This window comes from Streptomyces sp. cmx-4-9, assembly GCF_046548835.1.
Taxonomy (GTDB): domain Bacteria; phylum Actinomycetota; class Actinomycetes; order Streptomycetales; family Streptomycetaceae; genus Streptomyces.
In genome coordinates, this window is the sequence record NZ_JAEBEE010000006.1 from 214,320 (window position 1) to 237,999 (window position 23,680).

Below are 23,680 nucleotides of genomic sequence, written 5' to 3' on the forward strand. Positions count from 1 at the left end.
TCAGCTGTCCGAGACGGCCCCGCCCGGCAGGATCCGGCGGAAGCCGGTGTACGGGACCAGGGCCTCGGGCAGCAGAACCGAACCGTCCTCCTGCACGCCCTGTTCCAGCAGGGCGGCCACGGACCGTCCGATCGGCAGGGCCGAACCGTTCAGCGTGGCAGCCGGCGCCTTGCGGCCGTCGGCCCCGCGGACCCGGATCCCCGCGCGCCGCCCCTGGAAGGTGCCGCAGTCGGAGACCGAGGAGATCTCCCGATAGGCGTCGGCACCGGGCAGCCACACCTCGATGTCGTACGTCATCCGGGCCGAGAACCCGATGTCGCCCGCAGGCAGCAGCACCACCCGGTAGGACAGTTCCAGACGGCGCAGGCACTCTTCCGCGTGCCCGACCATCAGCTCCAGCTGGCGGGGGGCGTCCTCGGCGGCACAGATCCGTACCAGCTCCACCTTCTCGAACTGGTGCAGCCGCAGGATTCCCCGGGTGTCCCGCCCGTACGCGCCCGCCTCGGCCCGGAAACACGGCGTGCGCGAGGTGAAGGCGTACGGCAGGGCCGCCGCATCGAGGAGCTTGCCCGCCACCAGGTTGGTGAGCGGGACCTCGGCCGTCGGGATCAGGAACAGCTCCCGGTCGCCGACCGCGGTACGGAACAGGTCCTCCTCGAACTTGGGGAGCTGCCCGGTGCCGGTCATCGTCTCGCGGTTGACCATGAAGGGCACCGCGTACTCGGTGTAGCCGTGCTCCTCGGTGTGCAGGTCGAGGAAGAAGGCGGACAGGGCCCGCTCCAACCGGGCACCGGGCCCCCGGCTGACGCTGAACCGGGCACCGGCCAGCCCCGCGGCTGCCGGACCGTCGAGGATGCCCAGCTCCGCACCGATGTCGGCGTGGTGGCGGGCGGAACCTCCGGCGGCCGGCCGGCGGGCGGGGGGACCGCCCAGCCGGACCTCCACGGCCTCCTTCTCACTGTCTCCCGAAGGGGTCTGGTCCAGGGGGATGTTGGGGATGCCCAACAGGAAGTCGGTGAGTTCACGCTCCGCGTCCCGGAGCGCGGACTCGGCCGTCTTGACCTCGGCGCGCAGGGCGCGGGTGGCCTCCTTGGCCTCTTCGGACGGCGGCCCGGAGCGCCCGGCGTTCCGGGTGGCCCGGTTCGCCTCGGCCCGGAGCCGCTCCAGTTCGGAGCGGGTCAGATTGCGGGTCTCGTACAGCCTGGAGAGGACGGACACGTCGAGATGGTGGCGGCGGCGGGCCAGCCGCCGCACCGCCTCGGTGCCCGAGTCGAGGAGCACGCTCGGATCGTGCATGGGTTCTCCCGGAGCAGGGTCGGAGGGGCCCCGAAGGGGGGCTCAGGCCCGGGCGATGGCGAGGACGGAGTTCTGCCCGCCGAAGCCCAGGGAATTGCTGAGGGCGAGATCAAAGGACATGTAGGTGGGGGTGAACGCCAGTTTCACGGCGATCCGCGGATCCGGTGTGGTGAGGTTGGCCGTCGGCGGCACCAGCCCGTGCTCGATGCTGAGCAGGGTGAACACCGCCTCGACCGCTCCGGCCGCGCCCAGCATGTGCCCCGTCACGCCCTTGGTCGAGGTGACGAGGGGCGAACCGGTCAGGGTTCGCTCCAGCATCCGGGCCTCGGCCAGGTCGTTGAGCGGGGTCGAGGTGCCGTGCGCGTTGACGTGCCCGACGTCGCCGGGAGCGGCCCCCGCGTCGGCCAGGGCCGCCCGGGCGGCGGCCTCGATACCGAGGGCGCCCGGGTGCGGAGAGGTGATGTGGTGGGCGTCCGCGGTGGAGCCGTAACCCACGATGCGCCCGTGGACGTGTGCACCACGGGCCCGGGCGTCGGCGAGCCGCTCCAGTACGACGATGCCGGCCCCCTCCCCGGCGACGAACCCGTCCCGGTCCGCGTCGAAGGGGCGGGAGGCGCCGGCCGGATCGTCCTCGCGTCTGGACAGGGCGCCCATCTGCGCGAAACCGGCCATGACCAAGGGGGTGATCATGGCTTCGGCGCCGCCGGCGAGCACGATGTCGCAGCGGCCCAGGAGGAGCAGGTCCCGTGCGACACCGATGGCGGTGGCACCCGAGGCGCAGGCCGTGGCGACCACCAGGTTGGGTCCTTGGGCACCGAACTCGATGGCCGTCTGACCGGCCAGCATGTTCGGCAGCTGCATGGGCAGCAGCAGCGGCGAGACCCGGGCGGCGCCCCTGTCGCGCAGGACGTGGTGTTGCGCTTCGACCGTTCCGGGGCCCCCGTCGGCGCACCCGAGCACCACCCCGACCCGGGCTCCGTCCCACGTCGTGGGATCGAGGCCCGCGTCGGCGATTGCCTCGCGCGCGGCGACCAGGGCGAACTGAACGAAACGGTCCAGTCGGAGGGCTTTTCGGGGAGTGAGCAGTTCCTCGGCGTCGAAGTCCGGCACCCGGCAGGAGATCCGTACCTGGTTGTCGGCCAGCAGGGGGTCGTGTGCGGCGGCCGAACGGCCGCCGCACACGGCGTCCCAGCTGGGCCCGACGCCGACACCGCCCGGGGTGACCAGGCCCAGCCCGGTGACCGCGATGTCCGAACCGGCCATCAGACCCTCGCGCTCCGCTCCTCCATGAGGCGGACCATGTCGGCCACCGTCTCGGCTTCCAGGAGCTCGTCGTCGCTTATCTCCAGGCCCAGTTCGGATTCGAGCAGCAGCGACAGCTCGACCACGGCGAGCGAGTCCAGCTCGATGTCCTCGCGGGTGGCCTCCGGGGTGATGGCGTCCGGAGAGACCTTCAGCTTGTTGGACAGGATTTCCCTGAGCATCTCCAGCATGGCGCTTCCTTAGGTCGAATGATGCTGACGGGTGGTGTGACGGGTCGTGCGTCGCACCTGGTGCGTCGTACGTGGTGCGTCGTACGTGTGGGGGGCCTGCTGCGCAGCAGCGGGGCAGGGGTGTTCAGACGGAGCGGAGTTCGGGCCAGACCAGGGTCGCCGCGCCCCAGGACAGCCCGCCGCCGAAGGCGGTGAGCAGCACCCGGTGACCGGCCGCGAGCCGGCCGTCCGCGGTGGCCTGGGCGAGCAGCAGCGGGATCGAGGCCCCACCGGTGTTGCCGACCTGCTCGATGTTGCTCAGCCGCGCCCCGGCGGGGATCTCCAGGCGGTCGGCGACCGCTTCGAGGATCCGCGCGTTCGCCTGGTGGGCGACCAGCCGGTCGATGTCGGAGATCTCCAGGCCGGCCCGGCCGACCGCCGTCCGCGACGCGTCCGTCATGTGTTCCACGGCGTGCCGGTACGTCTCGCGGCCGAGCATCTTGAAGAACTGGTCGCCCGGGTCCACGGGCTTGCCCGAGGAACGCTGCCGGGAACCGCCGCCCGGTACCTCGATGAGATGGCTCAGCGAGCCGTCGCTGCCCAGGACCAGCGGGCCGACCGCGCCCGGCTCGTCCGCGTCACCGGCGCGCAGGGCCACCGCGCCGGCCCCGTCCCCGAAGATCACGGCGGTGCCGCGGTCCTCCGGGTCGATGATGGTGGTGAACGCGTCGGCCGTGACCAGCAGGACCTGCTCGGCCGCACCGGAGGCGATCAGCCCGGAGGCCGTGGCCAGCCCGTACAGGAAGCCGGTGCACACCGCCGAGACGTCGAACGCGGCCACGGTGCCCAGCCCCAGCCGGGACGCCACCTGCGGGGCGGTGGCCGGAGTGGGCTGGTCGGGGGTGGTGGTGGCCAGGACCACCGCGTCGACCCGGTCCCAGCCCGCCGACTCCAGGGCCCGGGCGCCCGCCTCGACCGCGAGGTCCGAGGTCGCGGTCCCGGGGGAGACCACGTGCCGCCGGCCGATGCCCGTGCGGGTGCGGATCCAGGCGTCGGAGGTGTCCAGCCGCAGTGCCAGGTCGTCATTGGTGACCACGTCCGGCGGCAGGTACGACCCGATGCCGGTGATCACCGCCGCCCGGCCGGGCGGCACGGCGGACCCGTTCACGCGGTGCTGTCCCGACTGCTCAGCACCTCGACGGGCAGGCCCATGTAGGCCATCCGGGACTCGGCCATCTCGTCGGTCCACTGCTCGGCCATGTCGTAGCGCTGATCGGGAGTGGTGTCGAGCATCCGCACGCCCGGCCAGATCTCGTAGTCGCCGATCTTGTCCGCGTGCTCGGCCATCCCCTTCTGGAACAGCTCCTCGCGGTGGATGACGAACTCCCGGTCCGGGATCGAGTCCCACAGCTCCACCCCGGAGCGCAGGATCTCCATCAGCCGCGGCCGGTAGCCGGGATTGGCCTCGATGTGGTTCTTCAGGATCGTGCTGGCCACGGTGAGGTGCCGGATCTCGTCGATGGCGGTGCCCCGCGAGATCTCCCCGGTGGCGGGGGACAGCGGGGTCCACTTGCGCTCGCTCAGCTCTGCCGCCGGGGCGAGCACGCCCTCGATGACGATGGCGAACACCGCCACCCCGCCGGGGAAGTCGCCCTGGTCGCGGACGATGTCGAGGGTGAAGTCCACGACCGGGTCCAGCACGCGCGTCCGGTAGTCCGCGGCCATCTCGTCGATGTCGCGCAGCAGGGTCTTGGCGGGCATGCCCAGCTCGACCAGGTGGTTGCGGAAGACCCGGGCGTGCCGGGCCTCGTCGATCAGCTGCGTCGCGTAGAACTCCAGTTCGGGTACGCCGGGTGCGATCGCCACGTACGGGGCGAGCAGCCGGGTCGCGATCTCCTCGGACAGGCCGCGGAAGCCGAACTCCAGGATCAGCGCCTCCCGCAGCGGACCGGGCTCCTTCAGGAAGTCCGGCACCACGGCGTCCTTGTGGTGGCCCGTCTCGCCCCGGTCGCGCAGGGTGCCCTGCGCCACGGAGGTGAACCAGTAGGCCAGGTCGCACTCCTCCGGGCCGAGGGTGAGTTCCTTCGCGCCGTCGAGCAGGCCGGGAGCCAGGTCCCAGTCGGCCTCGGGTGCTACAGAGCTGGTCATGACGCGGTCGTCTCCTTCGTGGGTGTGGCCGGGAACAGGGCGCCGGAGAACAGGCCCCCGGTGTAGCTGAACAGCGGCGGGCCGGCCTGGGCGGCGGCGCGTACGACGTACCCGAGCAGCAGCTCACCGTCGCCCGCCGGATGCCGGGAGTGGAACCGGCAGCTGTAGTGCGCCATCGCGCCGTCGAGCAGCGGGGCCTTCGCGTACGGGTCCGGCGTCCACGGCACACCGTCGAACTGGGCGCCGCCGTCGGGCCGGCGGCTGTCGGCGAACCACCGCGCCAGCCCCGCCTGGCCCGCGTCGAGCACGTTGATCACGAACCGTCCCTCGGCCACCGCCAGGGCCCCGAAGGAGGAACCGGCCCGCAGGACCACTCCCACCAGCAGCGGTTCCCGGGACACCAGGGTGACCGTGCTGGCCGTGGTGCCGTGCAGCCGGCCGCCGTTGTCGACCGTGAGCACCGACACCGGCGAAGCCAGGTGGTACAGGGCCCGGCGGCGCTCCTGGGGCTCCTGCCGCACCGGCCGGCGTACGGTCGAGACGCTCATCGGGTCGCCTCCTGCGGAACCCTCACTCCGGCCGCCGGCTCCTCGACCCGCGGGGTGGCGACGGCCTTCGGGCCGAGGTGCCCCACCGGCACCGGGTCCTGGGCGTGCCCGACCGGCTTGGGGTGCGTGACGCCCAGGTCGTCCAGCAGCCTCAGGTAGCCGCCCTGCCGCACCGGCTCGAAGGGCAGCGCGAAGGACTTCATGAAGTTGCCGAACAGGGCGCGGTCACCGAACAGGTGGAAGGGCAGCACCAGCAGCGCCCACTCCGGCCCGATCGTCCAGCACCACAGCGCGGCCACCGCGGCCTGCGTGATCAGGCTGTGCATCACGTTGTAGGCGACGTAGTAGCCCTTCGAGATCGGCTTGCCGCCCGCCCGTTTGAAGGCCACGGCACCCGGCAGGTAGCCGATCAGGTCGATGTAGAAGAACAGCCCGATGGCCGGGAGCCAGCGGATCTCGTCCCAGTGGGCGATCAGCAGCCCGGTGGTGACGGCGAAGGCCACCAGGTACTCGGTCCGGTGCAGGGCGAACGTGCGTGGGGTCTCGAAGGGGTTGGCCTGGTCCATGGTCGGCTCCTGGGGGGTGAGGGGGGATTCAGGCAGCGCTGACGACGGCGGACGGGGTGGTGAGTTCGACGTCGCCCACCAGGCGGGTGTCCGGGAACAGGCCGGTGAGAGACCAGGCGACGGTCTCGCGGATCACCCGCTCCGCGATCGGGTCGAGGATGCCTTCGAGGCTCGGGATGCCGAAGTCGAAGTCGCCGTCGAAGCGGACCGCGACGTCGGCCCCCTCCTGGCGGAACTTCCAGGACCCGGTGAAGGAGTCGAAGTCGCCGTCGCTCTGCGCGAAGCGGATCTCGCCCTGCTCCGGGAGTATCTCGTCGTCCTCGGTCCACCGCAGCAGACCGCTGCGGAAGTGGAGCTCCCAGCTGGAACTTCTGCGGTCCTCGTGCACGGTCGTCGCGTTCACGTGCGGGGCCAGCTCGGGGAAGCGCTCCCACTGGCGTACGGCGTCCAGGACCGCGGAGGCCTGCTGCGCGGGTACCAGGGCTTCCAGTTCAACGTGCCGCATGATCAGTTGCCGCCTTTCGGCATGGTGGCCGCACCGCGCACGAGGTCGCGGGTGGCGAGGTCGAAGGAGTTCAGGAGGAACTCCACATCGGTGTCGGTCAGGATGGCGGGCGGGGTGAACCGCACCACCGAGCTGCCGTTCATGGAGTGGTTCGCGACCACCCCGTGGTTGAACAGTTCGATCAGCAACTCCCCGGCCAGGCCGCCCTCGGTCAGCTCCACGCCGATCAGCAGGCCCTGGCCGCGGACGTCCACGACCAGATCGGGGATGTTGCGGTGGGCGATCTCGGCGATCCGCGGGAGCAGCCGCGCACCCAGGTCCATCGACCGGGTGACCAGGCGCTCCTCCGTCATGGCGCGGACGGCGCCCTGCACGGCCGCCATCAGCACCGGCTGACCGGAGAAGGTGGAGGTGTGGACGTAGGGGTCCTTGTCGAACGGCCGGAAGGCCTTGCGGGTCGCGACGGCCGCCGAAACCGGCATCACACCGCCGCCGAGGGCCTTGCCGGTGAGCAGGACGTCCGGGGTGACCCCCTCGACGTCCGCGCCCCACCACTCGCCGAGCCGGCCGAAACCGGACTGCACCTCGTCGAGGATCAGGAAGCCGTCGTACTCGCGCACCAGCTCCTCGACCCGCTTGAGGTAGCCCTTCTGCGGGATGATCACTCCGCCCTCGCCCTGGACGGGCTCCAGGATCACGCAGACGTCGCCGGGGTGCGCGGAGAGTTCCGCCTCCAGGGCGTCCAGGTCGTCGAAGGGCAGGTGGTGGAAGCCGGGCACCAGCGGACGGAACGGCCGCTGGTAGACCTCCTTGGCGGTGGCGGACAGGGCGCCCAGGGTCTTGCCGTGGTAGCCGCGCTCCATCGACACCGTACGGCTGAAGCCGCCGGCCCGGGCCAGCTTCAGACCGGTCTCGACCGCCTCGGCGCCCGACAGCGCGAAGTGGACCCGGTCCAGCCCGGGCGGCATGACGGCCACCAGGGCCTCGGCGGCGCGGGCCACCGTCGGCTCCAGCAGGATGCGGGTGGAGGTCGGGTGGGTGCGCAGCTGGCGCTCCACCTCCTCCATGACGATCGGGTGGCGGGCGCCCATGATGAAGACGCCGTAGCCGCCCGCGTTGAGGAAGCGTTCTCCGTCGCTCGTGGTGAGCCAGGCGCCCTCGGAGGCGACCTCCATGTGACTGCCGAACAGCTCGGCGAGGGTGGCCCGGCCCTTGCTCAGGTGGGACCGGTACAGCCCGAGGATCTCGGCTTCTTCCAGCGCGGCGACGGATTCCTGTATGACGGTCACGTTCTACTCACTCCCAGGGAGATGTGGTCATGGCCCGGCGCCGGCACCCGCACCGGGCGGGCCCGTTGCACGGACGGGCCCGGTACCCGGCGTACGGCCGGAGGGACGGCGTGGCGCGGCGGCGCCGGGCGGACTCGGGTCAGGCCAGGACGAGGGCGTCCCCGGCGGCGTAGCGCAGCAGTGGCTCGGCGGCGGCGCCGCGGCCCGGTGGGTGGAAGGCGAGGGCCCGTACGGCAGCGGCCGCCCGGGCGTGGTCGGAGCCCTGGATGAAGTCCATGCCGCCCAGCAGTTCCAGCGCGCGCGCCGAGATGTCGGGCAGCGCCTTCTGCACGGCGTAGCGGGCGACGAGCACCCGGTTCACCGACGCCTCGTCGCCGGGCTCGGAGGCGATCGCCCGGGCGGCGCCCTCCAGCAGGGCCAGCGCCGCCTCCATGTCGACCAGGAGATCGGCCCGTTCCTGGACGCTGCCCCGCTCACGGTCCAGGACCAGCTCGACCAGCGCCGCGGCGCCGCCCGCGTAGCCCGTGCTGATCAGCAGCTCGAACCAGATGAAGCCGGTGGTCTGGAGGTCGTCGAGCCGGTGCGGGTCGTCCGCGCCGGCCCGTACCACCATTTCCCTGGGGACGAACACGTCCTGCAGCCGCACCTCCTCACTCTCCGCGCCCGCCAGCAGGTCACTGCCCCAGAACGGGTGGACGGAGATGCCCGGGGAGTCGGCCGGCACCAGCGCCAGCGCCAGTTCGGGTTCCGTGCCGTCCTCGCCGTGGATGGCCACGGACGCGGTGAGCAGGCTCATCGAGGAGGCGAGGCTGCACGGCTTCTTCGAGCCCGACAGCAGGTAGCCGCCGGTGACCGGACGGGCCGTCACCGAGGGCATCAGGATGTTCTGGGCGGTCTTGCCCTCGGCCCAGCCGGAGGCCATGACCTGCTGCTCCGGGACGATCCGGTGGAGCAGGTCCACCTGTTCGGGGGTGAGCCGGCCGTCCTTGGAGTCCAGGGCGTAGAGCATGCCGGCGGTGAAGTGGTGCATGGACACGGCGGCGACCAGCGAGGGGGAGACGGCGCCGAGCGCGAGCTGCACCTGCACGGCCTCCAGCGCGCCGGCCCCGTGACCACCGAAGGTCTCGGGGACGAGCAGGCCCACTCCGCCGTGGATGCGGAACAGGTCGATCACGGGGCTGCCCGGCGCCTCCCGCACCGCGTACGGGATGGTGTCCAGCTCCTTGAGCAGGCCGGGATGGAAACGTTCACAGACGGTTCGGGCGGCATCGAGGGAACGCACGAAGGACCTCCGGTTGGGGGACTGGGGGATCAGCTGCCGAAGACGGCTTCGTAAGGACTGACGTCGTGGGCGATGCTGATGCCCTGCACGTGCGACGTCTTGAGCATGGGGTAGTTGGCCTCGCCGAAGGCGCCGCCGGTGCGGCCGGTGCCACCGTGGCTGGGCAGGTACGGCAGGAAGCCGATGTGCGAGTCGTTGACCTTCAGCAGACCGCCGTTGACCAGCCGTCGCACGAAGGTCTCGATGACCTGGTCGGACCGGGACCACAGGGAGTTGCGCAGCCCGTAGTCATTGGTGTTGAGGAACTGCAGGAAGGTCTCCAGCAGTTCGTCGTCGTCCTCGACGCGTTCCGCGACCAGGACCGGGATCAGCGGGAAGAACGTTTCCTCACGGACCACGTCGAAGGTGCGGGCCCCGTTGAGGCCCTCGATCCGGACGACGGTCGGCTGGAGGAACACCCCGGTGTCGGACACGGTGCCGTCCACCTCGGTGCGGTGGCCGCCGGTGACGAGCTCGGCCCCGTTCTCCAGGGCCTGGTCGAGCAGGCGGAAGAAGCGCTCGCTGCGGCGGACCGGGGAGAGCAGGACGTCCTCCTCCTCGGGGAACCCGGGGCGGACCGTCTTGACCTGCTCCTTCACCTCGGCGATCAGTTCCTCGGCGACGTCCGGGTGGACCAGCACGTAGTTGGGCACCATGCAGATCTGACCGGAGCCGTAGAAGGACTCCGTGATGGCCTGGGCCGCGTACGGGATGTCCGCGTCCTTCCACACCACGATGCCGTCGTTGCCGGCGAGCTCCAGGATCGGCTTCTTGCCGTTGGCGACGCACTGCTGCTCGAAGCGCAGGCCCTCCTGGCTGCCGCCGATGTAGAAGATGTCATTGATCGCCGGGTCGGCGACCCAGCGGTCCATCGTCTGCTTCGGGTTGCTGCACACCGCGTTCAGGACACCGGGGGGCGCGCCCATCTCGTCCAGGATCGGACCGACGATGTCACGCAGCAGCCACATCGTGCTGAGCGCGATGGAGCGCGGGGCGCGCACGACGACGGCGTTGCCGGCCATCAGCGCGAGCACCGCGAGGGCGGCGCTGGGCAGCGGGGCGTTCTGCGGCGGGTTGAAGGCGACCACGCCGTCCGGCTGGCGGTGCAGGATCAGCCGCCGGCCGCCGTACTCCTTCTCCACCCACATCTGCTTCTGGTACCAGCGCAGGCTGCCCGGCGAGTAGATCTGGAGCAGGCAGCTGAGTTCCCACCGGGCCAGCTTGACCGGGTGCGACTCGGCGACCAGCATCTCCAGGAACTTGTCCTCGTTCTTGATCAGCTCCTCGCGGAACCGGGTGCCCAGCGTCATCCGCCGCTCCAGCGGCACCGCCGCCCAGGCGGACGCCGCCGCGGCGGCGGCTTGTGAGGCCAGGTCGATGTCGGAGTCGGCCGCGATGGCGCAACGCCCCACCACATACGGGTGGTTGGCCGCGTCCGAGTCGGGGTCCTGTTCGAGTTGCCGTTTGAGAGTGACGGCCGTGAAGACATCCTCCAGCAGAGCGCGTCCGCTGACGGTATAGACCCAACCGTCACCGGCCACGTCTTTGCCCGCGATGTAAAGGTCGTAACTCTTGAATCCGGAAGATGCGGGGGCACCTTCCTCCTGAGTAGCGCCGCTAAGCATCGTCAGCCTTTCCGGGTGGTGTGCGAGGGGTCGGGTGCGTGCCTTCGGAAGTGGCCCCGAGCCTCACAGGGGCGTCTGACCCGTTGCTGACGCCCGACTGACCGCCGCCGCCCGGCGGCCCCCGCGGACCCCGGCGTCAGTGGTGCGTCAGACCCGAACGCTTCGATGGGTTTCATGCCCTCACCCGAGTTCACTGCCGAGCGCTTGCGGGACCTGCCCGAAACGGAGCTTTTCGAGGAGGTCGAACAGATCGTCCTCGGCGTCTTCCGCACAGCCCTGATCATGGACGAGACCGAGGAGGTCCCGTTCGACCGGAGCTACTTCGACCTCGGCCTCACCTCCCTCGGGCTGAGCCGGATACGCAAGCAGCTCGAAAGCCTCCTCGACGTGCCGATCAACGCGAACGTGCTGTTCAACACGCCCACGATCGCCGAGCTCGTCGATCACCTGGTCGCCGGCCTCTCCCACCGCACCGCAGTGGCATCCGCCGAGCACTGACACCTGGATCACCCGGACAAGGAGACGGCGGATGCCGCACACGGATACACCTGGGGAGCACCCCGCAGGCGGGGCACCCGAACCGATAGCCATCGTCGGCATCGGACTGAGGTTCCCCGGCGGCAGCAACTCGTTCGACGAGTTCGACGCGTTCCTGCGCGACGGCCGGTCCGGTATCGGTCCCCTTCCCCGGGACCGCTGGAACGTCGACGAGTTCACCCCCGAAAACCCCGGGGACCGAGGCAAGATCCACACCACCGGCGGCGGTTTCCTCGACCGGATCGACGGCTTCGACGCCTCGTTCTTCAACATCTCGCCCAAGGAAGCCCAGTACATGGACCCCCAGCAGCGGATGCTGCTGGAAACGGCCTGGCAGGCACTGGAACACGCCAACATCGACCCGACCCCGCTGCGCCGCGGCAACGGCTCCGTCTACATCGGCGCCAGCTCCATCGACTACGCCCTGGAACTGGACTCCCTGCCGTACGAGGAACTCGACGGCAGCCTCGCCAGCGGCATCACCATGTTCCCGCTGGCCGGCCGCCTCTCCTACTTCCTCGGCTGGCGCGGGCCGAGCATGAGCATCGACACCGCCTGCTCCTCCTCCCTCGTCGCCCTGCACCTCGCCGTCCAGGCCCTGCGCGGCGGCGAGACCGACCTCGCACTCTGCGGCGGCGTCAACGCCCTCCACCACCCCCGCATCCCGGTGATGTTCTCCAACGCCCAGATGCTCGCCCCCGACGGCCAGTGCAAGACCTTCGACGAGTCCGCCGACGGCTACGCGCGCGCCGAGGGCTGCGGAGTCGTCGTCCTCAAACGCCTCTCCGACGCCGTCCGCGACGGCGACCGGGTCCTCGCCCTGGTCCGCGGCACCGCCGTCGGCCAGGACGGTGACAGCGCCGGCCTGACCGTCCCCAACGGTCCCGCGCAGGAGAAGACCATCCGCACCGCCCTGGCCGCCGCCCGCCTGGAGCCCGCCGACATCCAGTACGTCGAGGCCCACGGCACCGGCACCCCGCTCGGCGACCCCATCGAGTTCGGCGCCATCGGCGACGTGTTCGCCGACTCCCACACCAAGGACAGGCCGGTCCTGGTCGCCTCGGCCAAGACCAACCTCGGCCACATGGAGCCCGCGTCCGGCATCGTCGGCGTCATCAAGGCCGTCGCCCAGATCCGGTCCGGCACGATCTACCCCCACCTGAACCTGACCCGGCCCTCCGGGCGGATCCCCTGGGACCTCTACCCGGTGCGGATCCCCACCGCCTGCGAGCCCTGGCAGGCCGAGGTGCGCCGCGCCGTCGTCAACAGCTTCGGCTTCGCCGGCACCATCGGCGCCGTCGTCCTGGAACAGCCCCCGGCCACCCCGGCCGCCGACGCCCCGCGCACCCCGGCCGGCGCCACCGCCCTGTTCACCCTCTCCGGCAAGACCGCCGCCGCGCTGCGCGCCCAGGCCGAGAACCACCGGTCCTTCCTGGCCGACCGGCCCGACACCGACCTGGCGTCCCTCGCCTACACCGGCAACGTCGCCCGCACCCACCACCCGTACCGCGTCGCCGGCCCGGTCACCGACCGCGCCTCGGTGGAACGCCTGCTGGACCGGGCCACCGCCGACGGACACGAGGGCCCCGCCGGCATCCGCAAGACCGCCTTCATGTTCAGCGGCCAGGGCTCCCAGTACGCCGGCATGGGCGCCGCCCTGTACGCCCGCTTCCCCGTCTTCCGCGAGCACGTCGACGCCTGCGACGAGCTGTTCGCCGCCCACCTCGGCCGCTCCGTCCGCGAACTGCTGCTGGGCACCGCCGAGCGGCCCGAGGACATCGACCGCACCGAGTTCACCCAGCCCGCGCTGTTCACCCTCGAATACGCCCTGGCCGGACTGTGGATGTCCTGGGGCGTCAAGCCCAACGCCCTGATCGGCCACAGCATCGGCGAGGTCGTCGCCGCCGCCGTCGCGGGCCTCTTCGACCTGCCCGACGCCGTACGGCTGGTCGCCGCCCGCGCCCGCCTGATGCAGGCCGTCACCACCGCCGGCGGCATGTCCGCCGTCGCCGCCCCCGCCGAACGGGTCGAACCCCTGCTCGCCGGACACCCGGACCTCGCCCTGGCCGCCGTCAACGCCCCCGACCAGTGCGTCATCTCCGGCGCCACCGCCCCGCTCGCCGAGGTCGGCGAACAGCTGCGCGCCCAGAACGTCCGGGTGGACCCGCTGGCCGTCTCACACGCCTTCCACTCCCCGCTGATGGCCGAGGTGTACGAGGCCTTCGCCGACGCCATCGGCGCCATCACCTTCCGCGAACCGAAGATCAGCCTGATCTCCAACGTCACCGGCAGACTCGCCCGCTACAAGGAGATCGCCGACCCCGGCTACTGGGTCCGCCACATCGGCGAACCCGTCCGCTTCCTCGCCGGGATCCGCACCCTCGCCCAGCGCGGCCGGCACGCCCTCATCGAGATCGGCCCCTCCAGCGCGCTGACCGCCCTCGCCCGCCGCTGCGTCGACGCCGACGACCACCTGTGGCTCACCAGCCTGCGCCGCAAGGACCCGGCAGGCGACGCGACCCTGCGCGCGCTGTCCGAGTACTACGCCGCCGGCCTGACGGTCTCCTGGACCGGCTTCCACGCCGACGCCGAGGCACCCGCCCGCATCGACCTGCCGACCTACGCCTTCCAGCGCAAGCGGTACTGGCTGCCCTCCGTCACCCCCCGGCGCGCCACCGCCGGCGGCCCGGCCCGCCACCCGCTGCTCGGCGCCGCCGACGAGGTCCGCTTCGCCACCGGGGTACGCGAGTTCCACGCCACCTTCGTCCCGGCCGAACTCGGCGCCCTCGCCGACCTCAACGGCGCCGAACAGCCCGTACTGCCCGCGGGCGCCTACGTCGACCTGCTGCTCGCCCTCCAGGACGCCGTCCACGGCCACACGCGCGCCGCCGTCACCGACCTCCGGTTCCACGAACCGCTGGTCCTGGCGGACGACACCGAGATCGCGCTGACCACCCGGCTGCTGCCGCGCGGCGACAGCGCCGAGGTCCAGATCGTCACCCTGGCGGGCGGCGAGGAACACCTGCACGCCACCGCGCGCATCGGCGCCCACCCCGAGGCCGACACCCGCCCCGGCGCCCTCGCCGAGGCGGCGGCCACCCCCACCGGCCCCGCCGAGCAGGTGATCGACCAGGAGGACATCTACACCGACCTCGCCTCCGTCGGCCGCCCGCACGGCCCACGCATGCGGCTGCTGCGCAGCGCCGCCCGCCACCACGACGGCCTGATCACCGCCGAACTCACCGGGCGCAACGCCACCGCCGTCGAACACCTTCCCGCGGAACTCCTCGAAGCCGCCGTCCAGGCCGCCGTCGCCCTCGATCCCGAGGGCCCGGTGTTCGTCCCGCAGGAGATCGCCACCGTCCGGCACCACCGCAAGCCGCGCGGCGAACGGCTCCATGTCGTCGCCAAGGTCACCGGGAGCCAGCACCGCCGGCTGGCCGACGTCCTCCTCCTGGAGGACGGCCGCCCCGTCGCCGAACTCCTCGGCGTCCGCCTCGCCCGCCCGCTCGGCGCCCAGGGCAACGGCCAGTTCCTGCACCGGCCCGCCTGGGTCCGCCGCAGCCTCGGCGGCACCCCCGCCGCCGGAGCGCGCCACGTCCTCGTCCTCGACGCCGACGGCCGCCGCGGCGCATCCCTCGCCGGCGCCGCCGCCACCATCGGCCCCGTCCCGCCCAAGGTGACCCGCCTCGCCGCCCTCACCGACCTCAAGGCGGCCCTCGAAGACCCCACCGTCACCGACATCAGCTGGTTCTGGCAGCCCGTCGAAGGCGCCATGTCCGTGGACCGGCTGCGCACCGAATCCGAGCGGAACTACCGCGAACTCCTCGAACTGGTCACCCTCCTCGACGCCGCGGCCCTGCGCCGCCCGCCACGGCTGTGGCTGGTCACCCGGGCCGCCCAGCCGCTCCCCGGCGACCGCCCCGGAGACGGCTCCCACCTCGCCGCCGCCACCCTCTGGGGCTTCGGCCGGGTCCTGCTCACCGAGTACCCGCAGTACAAGGCCACCCTCGTGGACCTGGGCGACGACGGCGACACCGCGGCGCTGCCCGGCGAGTGGCTGGCCCAGACACCCGGCGAGTACCAGATCGCCTACCGCGGCGGCCGGCGCCACGTACGCCGCCTGCTGGCCGGCGACGCCTCCCAGACCTGGAACGGCGGCTTCGAACTCCGGGCGCCCGGCACCGGCGACCTCTCCGAGCTGGCCCTGGCCCCCGCCGACGACCGCGCCCCCGGCCCCAAGGAGGTCCAGGTCCGCGTCAGCTCCGTCGCCCTGACCCCCCAGGACGCCCGGACCGCCCTCGACTCCGGCTACCTGGACCGCGAAGAGACGGCGCCGGTCCTCGGCTCGCTCGCCTCCGGCACCGTCGTGGCCGCCGGAGCCCGCTCCGGCCACCACGTCGGCGAAGAGGTGACCGTCCGCCACGACGGGACCTTCCGCTCCACCCTGACCGTCCCGGCCACCGCCGTCACCACCGGACCGGCCGGCCCCCGGCACACCGCCGACGTCCGCTTCGCCCTGGAGGAGACCGGCGAGGCGCTGCGCACCGCCGCCACCACCCCCTCCGCGAAGGTCTGGGTCGACCTGTCCGAAGCCCCCCGGCCCCAGGCCCCGGCCGGAGTCCGGGCCGCGGACACCACCGGGGGCGAGATCCGCCCCGACCGCACCTACCTCATCACCGGCGGTCTCGGCGGCCTCGGCCTGGTCACCGCCGCCAAGCTCGTCACCCTCGGCGCCCGGCACCTGACCCTGGTCAGCCGCTCGGGCAAGGCCGGCGACGAAGCCGCCGGCATCCTGGCCGACCTCGCCGGGCGCGCCGAGGTACGCATCTTGGCCGCGGACGTCGCCGACCCCGCCGACGTCCGCCGGCTGGGCGCCGAACTGGCCGCCGGACCCCACCCGGTGGGCGGTGTCGTGCACGCGGCCGGCTCCTTCGACAAGAAGCTGATCGCCGAGCTGACCTGGGAATCCATCGACTCCCAGCTCTCCGCGAAGGCGTACGGCGGCTGGCTGCTGCACGAGCTGGCCCAGGCGTCCCTGCCGGAACTCGACTTCTTCGTCACCTACTCCTCCATCGCCTCCGTCCTGGGCGGCGCCACCCAGGGCCACTACGCCGCCGCCAATGCCGGTCTCGACGCCCTCGCCGAATGGCGCGGCCGCCAGGGCCTGCCGGGTCTCTCGGTCAACTGGGGGGCCTGGGCCAGGGTGGGCATGTCGGCCCGGCTGGAGGAGCAGCTCAGCAAGGAGATCGAGAACAGCGGCGTCCGCTTCTTCTCGCCCACCCGCGCCCTGGACACCCTCGCCCGGCTCTGGCACGGCCCCCGCAGCCAGCGGGTGGTCGGCGAGTTCGCCTGGCCCCGCTACGTGGCGGGCAACGCCGTCGGCGACGCCTTCTACGACCGCCTGGCCCGGCCCGGTGACGACGGAGCCCAGGACGGCGGAGCCGAGCTGCGGTCCCTGATCGCCCTGCCCGCCGGGGAACGTCTGGAGAAGATCACCGCGGCGGTCCGCGAACTGGTCGCCGGTGTCCTGCAGTTGGAGGCCGACGACGAACTCTCCCCGCACACCGAGTTCGTCGCGATGGGACTGGACTCGCTGATGGCCCAGACCGTCAAGGCACGCCTGGAGAAGTCGTTCCAGCTGGCCCTGCCCGCCTCGCTCACCTTCGACCACCCGACCGTCCGCCGGCTCAGCGCCTTCCTGGACGGACGCCTCAGCCCGGCCACCGAGCCGGCCGTGGCCGCGACCACCACCGGGAGTCCCGCATGACCGCCACCACCCTCGCCACGGAAAGCGCCACCGACTGGGACGTACGGCCCCGGGACACCTGGACGCTGACCCATTCCTCGCGGCTGCACGCCTGCCGCCGCGCCGACCGCCCCGCCATCATCTGCGAGGGCCGCGTCACCACCTACGCGAAGCTGCACCTGGACAGCAACCGGGCCGCGCACGCCCTGCGGGCCTGCGGCATCAAGCCGGGGGACCGCGTCGCCTATCTGGGCCGCGAGTCCGAGAACTACTACCTGTCCATCCTCGCCGGGGCCAAGGCCGGGGCCGTGTTCGTCCCCGTCAACTGGCGCCTCACACCCCCCGAGGTGGACCACATCCTGCGGGACTCCGGCGCCGCCCTGGTCTTCGTCGACGACGAGTTCTGGGACCTCGTCGACCGGGTCCGGCCCGGCCTGCCCGCCCTGCGGACCGTGATCCGCATCGACGGCACCGACTCCGACGGCGAACCGGCCCGCGGCACCGGCCTGCCCACCTGGTACGCCGACCAGCCCGGCACCGACCTCGACCCCGGCGTCGGTCCCGACGACGCGGTGGTGCAGATCTACACCAGCGGCACCACCGGTCTGCCCAAGGGCGCCGTCCTCGCCCACCGGAGCTTCTTCACCCTGCCCGACGCCTCCCGCGAACAGGGCCTGGACTGGATCGACTGGCGGCCCGACGACATCGGTCTGATCTCGCTCCCCGGCTTCGGCATCGCGGGCATCGGCTGGTTCATGCACCTCTTCAACGCGGGCGGCGCCAGCGTGGTGATGCCCCAGTTCGTCCCGCAGGAAGCGGTCCGCCTGATCCGGGCCCACCAGGTCACCACCACCTTCTCGGCCCCCGCGATGCTCCAGATGATGATGGCCGAACGCGAAGCCGGACCGGAGGCGTTCGCCTCCCTGCGGAAGATCGCCTACGGGGCGGCGCCCATGTCGCCGACGCTGCTGGTGGAGTGCCTGCGGGTGTTCGGCTGCGAGTTCGCGCAGATATACGCCAGCACCGAGACCGGCAGCGTCGCGGTCTGCCTGCCCCCGGAGGCCCACCGGCCCGGCAGCGGACTGCTCGGCTCGGTCGGCAAACCCTGCCCCGGCAACGAGCTCAAGATCATCGGATCCGACGGGCAGACTCTGCCGGCCGGCGAGATCGGCCAGATCTGCATCCGCACCCCCGCCCGCATGCTCGGCTACTGGAACCTCCCCGAAGCCACCGCGCGCACGCTGGTGGGGGAGTGGCTCCACATGGGCGACGCCGGGTACCTCGACGAGGACGGCTACCTCTACCTCTGCGACCGCATGAACGACACGATCATCGTCGCCGGGCAGAACATCTACCCCGCCGAGATAGAGAAGGCCCTCGCCGCCCACCCCTCGGTCGCCGACGCCGCAGTCGTCGGAGTCCCCGACCCCGACTGGGGCGAGGCCGTGCACGCCTGCGTCGTCCTGCGGCCCGGCACCACCGCCACCCCCCGCGAACTCGTCCTGTCGCTGCGCGGCAGGCTCGCCACCTACAAGATCCCCGGCACGTACCACTTCGTGGAATCGCTGCCCCGCAACCCCTCGGGCAAGGTGCTGCGCCGCGCGGTCCGCGAACAGCTCGCAGCCCCGCCCGCCCGGACCGGCACATGACCGCCGCCGGCCGGACCCCCGTACGAACGGAGCCCCCCATGTCCCAGCCCGCCGGACCCCTGCGCATAGGAGTCCTGCTGCCCACCCGCGAGCAGGCCATCAACGACCACTACGCGGCGGCCCCGCTGCTGGACTTCGCCCGGCAGGCCGAAGAGCTCGGGTTCGACTCCCTGTGGGCGGGGGACTCCCTGACCGCCCGGCCCCGCCTCGACCCGCTCGTGGTGCTCTCCGCCGCGGCCGCCGTCACCAGCCGGATCACCGTCGGCACCGCGGCCCTCACCCCGGCCCTGCGCCACCCGCTGATCGGCGCCAACATGGTCTCCAGCCTGGAGCACGTGGCCGCCGGCCGCCTGGTCCTCGGCCTCGGCTCCGGTTTCCCGATGCCGGAGACCGAGGAGGAGTTCGCGTCCGTCGGCGCGTCCTTCGCCGGCCGGGCCGGCCGCCTCGACGAGATCACCGCCCTGTGGCGGACCGCCTGGAACGCCGGCGCCCAGGGCAGCCCCCGGGACTTCCACGGAAAGTTCTGGCAGGCCGAGCGCCTCGACCGGCTCCCCGGCCCCGCCACCCCCGGCGGCCCGCCGCTGTGGCTGGCCGGCAGCGACACCCCCCGGGTGCTCGCCCGGGTCGCCGAGCGCTACGACGGCTGGCTGCCCTTCCTGCCCGACGTGGACGCCTACGGCCGCGCCCGCCGCCGTATCGCCGAACTCGCCGAGGAGGCGGGCCGCGGCGCCGGCGCCGTCACCCCCGCCCTGTACGCCACGCTCACCGTCGGCGACAGCGAGAGCGCCGCAAAAGCCGAGCTGGAGCACTACGTCCACCACTACTACGGACGGTCCCTGGAGCAGATGTCCACCGTCCAGGCCTACGCCTGGGGCAGCGCCGAGAGCTGCGCCGACTGGCTGGCCGGCTACGTCCGGGCCGGTGCCCGCCACCTCGTCCTGCGGATCGGCTCGCTCGACCCCCAGCCGCACCTGCGGCGGATCGCGGAAGTCCTGCTTCCGGCGGTGCGCTCGCTGGCGCCCGCAGCAGACTTCGTCCTCCCGGACACCACCCTCACTACCGTTGGGAGCCCCACGACATGACCAGCGACATCGGAGCGACGATGTCCCGAGAGGGCCAGTGGTTCCAGCCGGCCGACGCGTCCCCCGACGCGGCCGTACGCCTGTTCCTGCTGCCGCACGCGGGCAGCGGCGCCATCATCTACCGCGAGTGGGAGTCCCTGCTCCCGCCGGACATCGCCCCCCAGGCGGTGACCCTCCCGGGCCGCCACAACCGGCGCGAGGAGGTCTCCTACGAGGAGTGGGACCCGCTGCTCGACGCCCTGCACGAGGCCGTCCTGGCCGAGGCGGACGACGGCCGCCCCTTCGCTTTCTTCGGGCACTGCCTGGGCGCCCAGCTGGCCTTCCGGCTCGCCATCCGGATGGAGGAGGAGGGCGGCCCGTCCCCCGTCATGGTGGGCATGTCCGGCTGGTCCCCGCAGGGGTTCTTCATCCCCACCGAGGAGCAGAGCCGGATGCCCGACCCCGAACTCGTCGAGTGGATCAAGAAGCTGGGCTCGTTCCCGGCCGAGGTGTACGACAACCCCGAGATGCTCGCCCTGGTCGTCCCGGCCCTCCGCGCCGACCTGCGCGTCTCGGCGAAGTACGTGGACGACGGCGCGGGCGTGCGCTGCCCGCTGGCCTCCTACGGCGGCGCCTCCGACCCGCTCCAGGAACACCCCGACGCCATGAAGCACTGGACCGGCCGCAGCCCCCGGTACCTGGGCCACAGCGAGTACCCGGGCGGCCACTTCTACATCGACCAGCACGCCCAGGCCGTCACCACCCACTTCGCGCAGCGCCTGCTGCGCCTGGTCACCGCGGAGGTCGGATGAGTACCGAGGCCCAGACCCCCCTCGTCGTCCCGGACACCGGGACCGGCACCGGGCCCGCCGCGGCCGCCCGGGCGGACACGGGGGACGCCGCCGCACCCGGCTGGGGCGCGCTGATCGTCGTCCTCGCCGGGGTGTTCATCACCAACCTGGACTTCTTCATCGTCAACGTGGCGATCCCCTCGCTCCAGTCGAACATGCACGCCACGCCGGCCGACATCCAGATGGTCGCCGTCACCTTCGCCGTCGGCCTGTCGGTCCTGCTGATCACCGGCGGGCGGCTCGGCGACCTCTACGGGCGCCGCCGGATCTACGCGATCGGCGTGGCGGTCTTCACCCTGGCGTCACTGGCCTGCGGCATCGCCTCCGACATGAACCAGCTGATCGTCGCCCGCGGTCTCCAGGGCGCCGCCGCGGCCCTGGTCATCCCGCAGGCCCTGGGCATCGTGAACACCACGTACTCCGGCAAGCAGCGGGTGGCCGCGTTCAACGCCTACGGCATCGTCCTCGGCGCGGCGGCCGTCTTCGGCCAGCTCATCGGCGGGCTCCTCATCCAGGTCGACCTGTTCGGCCTGGACTGGCGCACCGTGTTCCTGGTCAACGTGCCGATCGGCATCCTGATCCTCGCCCTGACGCCGAAGCTGGTGCGGGAGTCGAAGACCGGCAACGGCAGCACCGGCCTCGACATCGGCGGTGTCCTGCTGGCCACGTCGGGCGTCGCCGCGGTCGTCCTGCCGCTGGTCCTGGGCCGGGAACGGGGCTGGCCCACCTGGACCTGGGTCTCCCTGGCCGGGGCGGTACCGCTGTTCGCGGCCTTCTGGCTGCACCAGCGCCGGCTGGCGCGCCTGGGCCGCTCGCCGCTGCTCAGCCCGTCCCTGTTCCACGACCGGGCCTTCCGCGTCGGCAGCGTCACCATCCTGGTGTACTTCTGCGTGATGGCCTCGTTCTTCCTGAGCCTGGCCCTCTACCTCCAGCAGGGCAAGGGCACTTCGGCGCTGGCGTCCGGGCTGCTGTTCGTCCCGCTGGGGCTGGGCTTCTTCGTCTCCTCCGGCCTCGCGCCCAAGCTCGTCCCCGCGATGGGCCGTCAGATCGTCGCCGTGGGCGCCCTGGTCGTCGGTACGGGTGCCGTCGCGCTCGCCCTGACGGCTTCCGCGCTGGGTGCCGACGGCTCCGTCGGCTGGTGCGTACCGGCGATGGTGGTCTGCGGCTTCGGCATGGGCCTGGTGGTCGCCCCGCTCACCTCGCTGGCCCTTGAGGGGGTGGCGGCCGACCACGCCGCAGCCGCCTCCGGCGTCTTCTCCAGCGCCCAGGAGATGGGCAACGCCCTCGGCATCGCCGTGATCGGTGTCGTCTTCTTCAGCCGAGCCGGGCACACCCCGTCGGTCGACGGGTACGCGGACGGCTTCCAGTCCGGCCTGTTCGTCCAGGCCGGGATCTGCGTGGCCGTCGCCCTGCTGGTCCAACTGCTGCCCAGAGCGGTACGCAAGCAGGAAGTGAACGCCTGACCTTCCCTCCCCGCCCCTGCCGGCGGATGCCCCCGGAGCACACGCTCCGGGGGCATCCGCCTTTTTGCGCGTCCCGGCGCGTCCCGGCGCGTCCCGGCGCGCCCTTGCGTGCCCTTCCGAGTCCTCGCGCGTCCTTGCGAGTCCGGCGGCCCGTCCGGGAGCGTGCCGTGCTCCCGCGTTCCCGCGCTCCCGCCGCGCCTACGCATGCGCGTACGCCGCGCCTACGTCTCCCCTACGACTTCCAGTGACCATTCACCCGGAATGCGCCATTCGGCGTCAGGGCGGAATCAGGCCCACCCCCGACCATACGGGCACCAGGACCAGCCAATCCCCAGGAGGAACACATGTTGCTGGAAACCGACCAGCTCGCTGTCTGGCCCATGCCCAGGACCTGCCCGTTCTCCCCGCCGGACGCCTACGCCGCACTCCGCCGGGAAGCCCCGGTGAAGGTAAGAATCCGGACAGGTGAGGCATGGCTCGTCACCCGTTACGACGACGTCAGACGTATCCTCCTCGACCCCCGGTTCAGCTCGGACGACACCCGGCCCGGGTTCCCCGTCCGGATCCCGCTGCCGCCCACCCCCCGCGCCATGTCCTTCACCCGCATGGACGGCCCCGAGCACAGCCGGCTCCGCCGCATGGCGATGACCGAGTTCACCGCCCGCCGCACCCGCGCCCTGCGCCCCTCCGTCGAGGAACTCGTCGAAACCCTCCTCGGCGCACTGGAAGCGGCCCGCGGCGACGGCCCGGTGGACCTGATCGAGCACTTCGCCGGACCGCTCCCCTCCCTGGTCATCGCCCGGATGCTCGGTGTACCCGCCGGCGACGAGCGCCACTTCTCCGCCCTCAGCAAGGCCGTCCTCGCCCAGGACGCCGCCCCCGAGGAGATCTACGCCGCCTTCGTCGAGATGACCCAGTACCTCGACCGGCTGATCGTCGCCAAGGGCAGGGCCCCGCAGGACGACCTCCTCAGCCGGCTCTCCGTCGACTACGTGGCCACCGGCCGGCTCTCCCACGAGGACCTCGTCGCCATGGCCCGCCTGCTCCTCGTCGCCGGTCACGAAACCACCGCCAACCAGCTCGGCCTCAGCGCCCTCAGCCTGCTGCGCGAGCCCGCCCAGCTCGCCGAGCTCCGCGCCGACCCCACCCTGTACGGCCAGGCCGTCGAGGAACTCCTGCGCTACTGGTCCATCACCCAGGACAACCAGGTCCGCGTCGTCGTCGAGGACGCCGAGATCGGCGGCGTACACATGGCCGAGGGCGACGGCGTCATCCTCGCCTACCCCGGCGCCAACCACGACGAGAGCGTCTTCCCCGACGCCGGCAAGGTCGACATCCACCGCGACGCCGGCCGCCACATCGCCTTCGGCCACGGCCCCCACCTGTGCCCCGGCATCTCCCTCGCCCGGATGGAACTCGAACTCGCCCTCCGTGCCCTCTTCACCCGCTTTCCCGGCCTGCGCTTGGCCGACGGACCCGATGCCGTGGTCTTCCGCGAGCAGGCCGTCAACTACGGACTCAGCAGCCTCCTCGTCACCTGGTAGACCGTCAGTCCGACGTCAGAGCCGTGTCACCGCCCGCTGGAAGACTGGGTCCTCCC

Annotated in this window: 18 protein-coding genes; 7 read left to right on the plus strand and 11 right to left on the minus strand. The window is 72.2% G+C overall.

What is annotated here, in order from left to right; genetic code table 11:
• The 11 genes from serS to ACLJTM_RS19930 form a co-directional block, all read right to left on the minus strand.
• Entirely contained in the window at window positions 1–1,296 is a 1,296-nt protein-coding gene (gene serS / locus ACLJTM_RS19880; RefSeq protein ID WP_411104992.1) for a serine--tRNA ligase, read from the minus strand.
• 42 nt (window positions 1,297–1,338) lie between these two features.
• Complete coding sequence (locus ACLJTM_RS19885) at window positions 1,339–2,559, minus strand: beta-ketoacyl-[acyl-carrier-protein] synthase family protein (RefSeq protein WP_411104993.1); 1,221 nt, start codon at window positions 2,557–2,559, stop codon at window positions 1,339–1,341.
• Window positions 2,559–2,789 carry an acyl carrier protein gene (locus tag ACLJTM_RS19890; protein WP_411104994.1) on the minus strand — a complete coding sequence of 77 codons (231 nt, stop codon included), beginning with the start codon at window positions 2,787–2,789 and terminating at the stop codon, window positions 2,559–2,561. The genes ACLJTM_RS19885 and ACLJTM_RS19890 overlap by 1 nt, the downstream gene beginning before the upstream one ends.
• 124 nt (window positions 2,790–2,913) lie before the next feature.
• On the minus strand, window positions 2,914–3,936 hold the full coding sequence (locus ACLJTM_RS19895) for a beta-ketoacyl-ACP synthase III (RefSeq protein ID WP_411104995.1): 1,023 nt from the start codon (window positions 3,934–3,936) through the stop codon (window positions 2,914–2,916).
• The gene (locus tag ACLJTM_RS19900; protein ID WP_411104996.1) at window positions 3,933–4,916 is read right to left on the minus strand and encodes a VlmB-like protein; all 984 of its coding nucleotides are present in this window, start codon (window positions 4,914–4,916) and stop codon (window positions 3,933–3,935) included. The genes ACLJTM_RS19895 and ACLJTM_RS19900 overlap by 4 nt, the downstream gene beginning before the upstream one ends.
• On the minus strand, window positions 4,913–5,464 hold the full coding sequence (locus tag ACLJTM_RS19905) for a flavin reductase family protein (protein ID WP_411104997.1): 552 nt from the start codon (window positions 5,462–5,464) through the stop codon (window positions 4,913–4,915). The genes ACLJTM_RS19900 and ACLJTM_RS19905 overlap by 4 nt, the downstream gene beginning before the upstream one ends.
• Window positions 5,461–6,030: a hypothetical protein gene (locus tag ACLJTM_RS19910; protein WP_411104998.1), complete on the minus strand. Its 570-nt coding sequence runs from the start codon at window positions 6,028–6,030 to the stop codon at window positions 5,461–5,463. Before ACLJTM_RS19910 ends, ACLJTM_RS19905 begins: the two co-directional genes overlap by 4 nt.
• A 28-nt stretch (window positions 6,031–6,058) precedes the next feature.
• Window positions 6,059–6,535 carry a type II toxin-antitoxin system RatA family toxin gene (locus ACLJTM_RS19915; protein WP_411104999.1) on the minus strand — a complete coding sequence of 159 codons (477 nt, stop codon included), beginning with the start codon at window positions 6,533–6,535 and terminating at the stop codon, window positions 6,059–6,061.
• 2 nt (window positions 6,536–6,537) lie between these two features.
• Window positions 6,538–7,824: an aspartate aminotransferase family protein gene (locus ACLJTM_RS19920; protein WP_411105000.1), complete on the minus strand. Its 1,287-nt coding sequence runs from the start codon at window positions 7,822–7,824 to the stop codon at window positions 6,538–6,540.
• A gap of 139 nt (window positions 7,825–7,963) precedes the next feature.
• Window positions 7,964–9,106: an acyl-CoA dehydrogenase gene (locus ACLJTM_RS19925; protein WP_411105001.1), complete on the minus strand. Its 1,143-nt coding sequence runs from the start codon at window positions 9,104–9,106 to the stop codon at window positions 7,964–7,966.
• Between the two features lie 29 nt (window positions 9,107–9,135).
• Window positions 9,136–10,770 (minus strand): aldehyde dehydrogenase family protein, encoded by a 1,635-nt coding sequence (locus ACLJTM_RS19930; RefSeq protein ID WP_411105002.1) that lies wholly within the window; start codon window positions 10,768–10,770, stop codon window positions 9,136–9,138.
• A 174-nt stretch (window positions 10,771–10,944) separates the two neighbouring features.
• Here ACLJTM_RS19930 and ACLJTM_RS19935 point away from each other — a divergent pair, with 174 nt between their 5' ends.
• The 7 genes from ACLJTM_RS19935 to ACLJTM_RS19965 all read left to right on the plus strand — a co-directional run bounded on the left by ACLJTM_RS19935 (window position 10,945) and on the right by ACLJTM_RS19965 (window position 23,624).
• Window positions 10,945–11,268, plus strand: a complete 324-nt coding sequence (locus ACLJTM_RS19935; protein ID WP_411105003.1) for an acyl carrier protein — start codon at window positions 10,945–10,947, stop codon at window positions 11,266–11,268.
• A gap of 31 nt (window positions 11,269–11,299) precedes the next feature.
• Complete coding sequence (locus tag ACLJTM_RS19940; protein ID WP_411105004.1) at window positions 11,300–17,077, plus strand: SDR family oxidoreductase; 5,778 nt, start codon at window positions 11,300–11,302, stop codon at window positions 17,075–17,077.
• Window positions 17,074–18,705 carry a fatty acid--CoA ligase gene (locus ACLJTM_RS19945; RefSeq protein ID WP_411105005.1) on the plus strand — a complete coding sequence of 544 codons (1,632 nt, stop codon included), beginning with the start codon at window positions 17,074–17,076 and terminating at the stop codon, window positions 18,703–18,705. The genes ACLJTM_RS19940 and ACLJTM_RS19945 overlap by 4 nt, the downstream gene beginning before the upstream one ends.
• Window positions 18,706–18,743: 38 nt before the next feature.
• Entirely contained in the window at window positions 18,744–19,787 is a 1,044-nt protein-coding gene (locus ACLJTM_RS19950) for an LLM class flavin-dependent oxidoreductase (protein ID WP_411105006.1), read from the plus strand.
• The gene (locus ACLJTM_RS19955; RefSeq protein ID WP_411105007.1) at window positions 19,784–20,578 is read left to right on the plus strand and encodes a thioesterase II family protein; all 795 of its coding nucleotides are present in this window, start codon (window positions 19,784–19,786) and stop codon (window positions 20,576–20,578) included. Before ACLJTM_RS19950 ends, ACLJTM_RS19955 begins: the two co-directional genes overlap by 4 nt.
• Complete coding sequence (locus tag ACLJTM_RS19960) at window positions 20,575–22,080, plus strand: MFS transporter (RefSeq protein WP_411105008.1); 1,506 nt, start codon at window positions 20,575–20,577, stop codon at window positions 22,078–22,080. The genes ACLJTM_RS19955 and ACLJTM_RS19960 overlap by 4 nt, the downstream gene beginning before the upstream one ends.
• Window positions 22,081–22,424: 344 nt before the next feature.
• Window positions 22,425–23,624: a cytochrome P450 gene (locus ACLJTM_RS19965; RefSeq protein ID WP_411105009.1), complete on the plus strand. Its 1,200-nt coding sequence runs from the start codon at window positions 22,425–22,427 to the stop codon at window positions 23,622–23,624.
• Window positions 23,625–23,680: the final 56 nt, after the last annotated feature.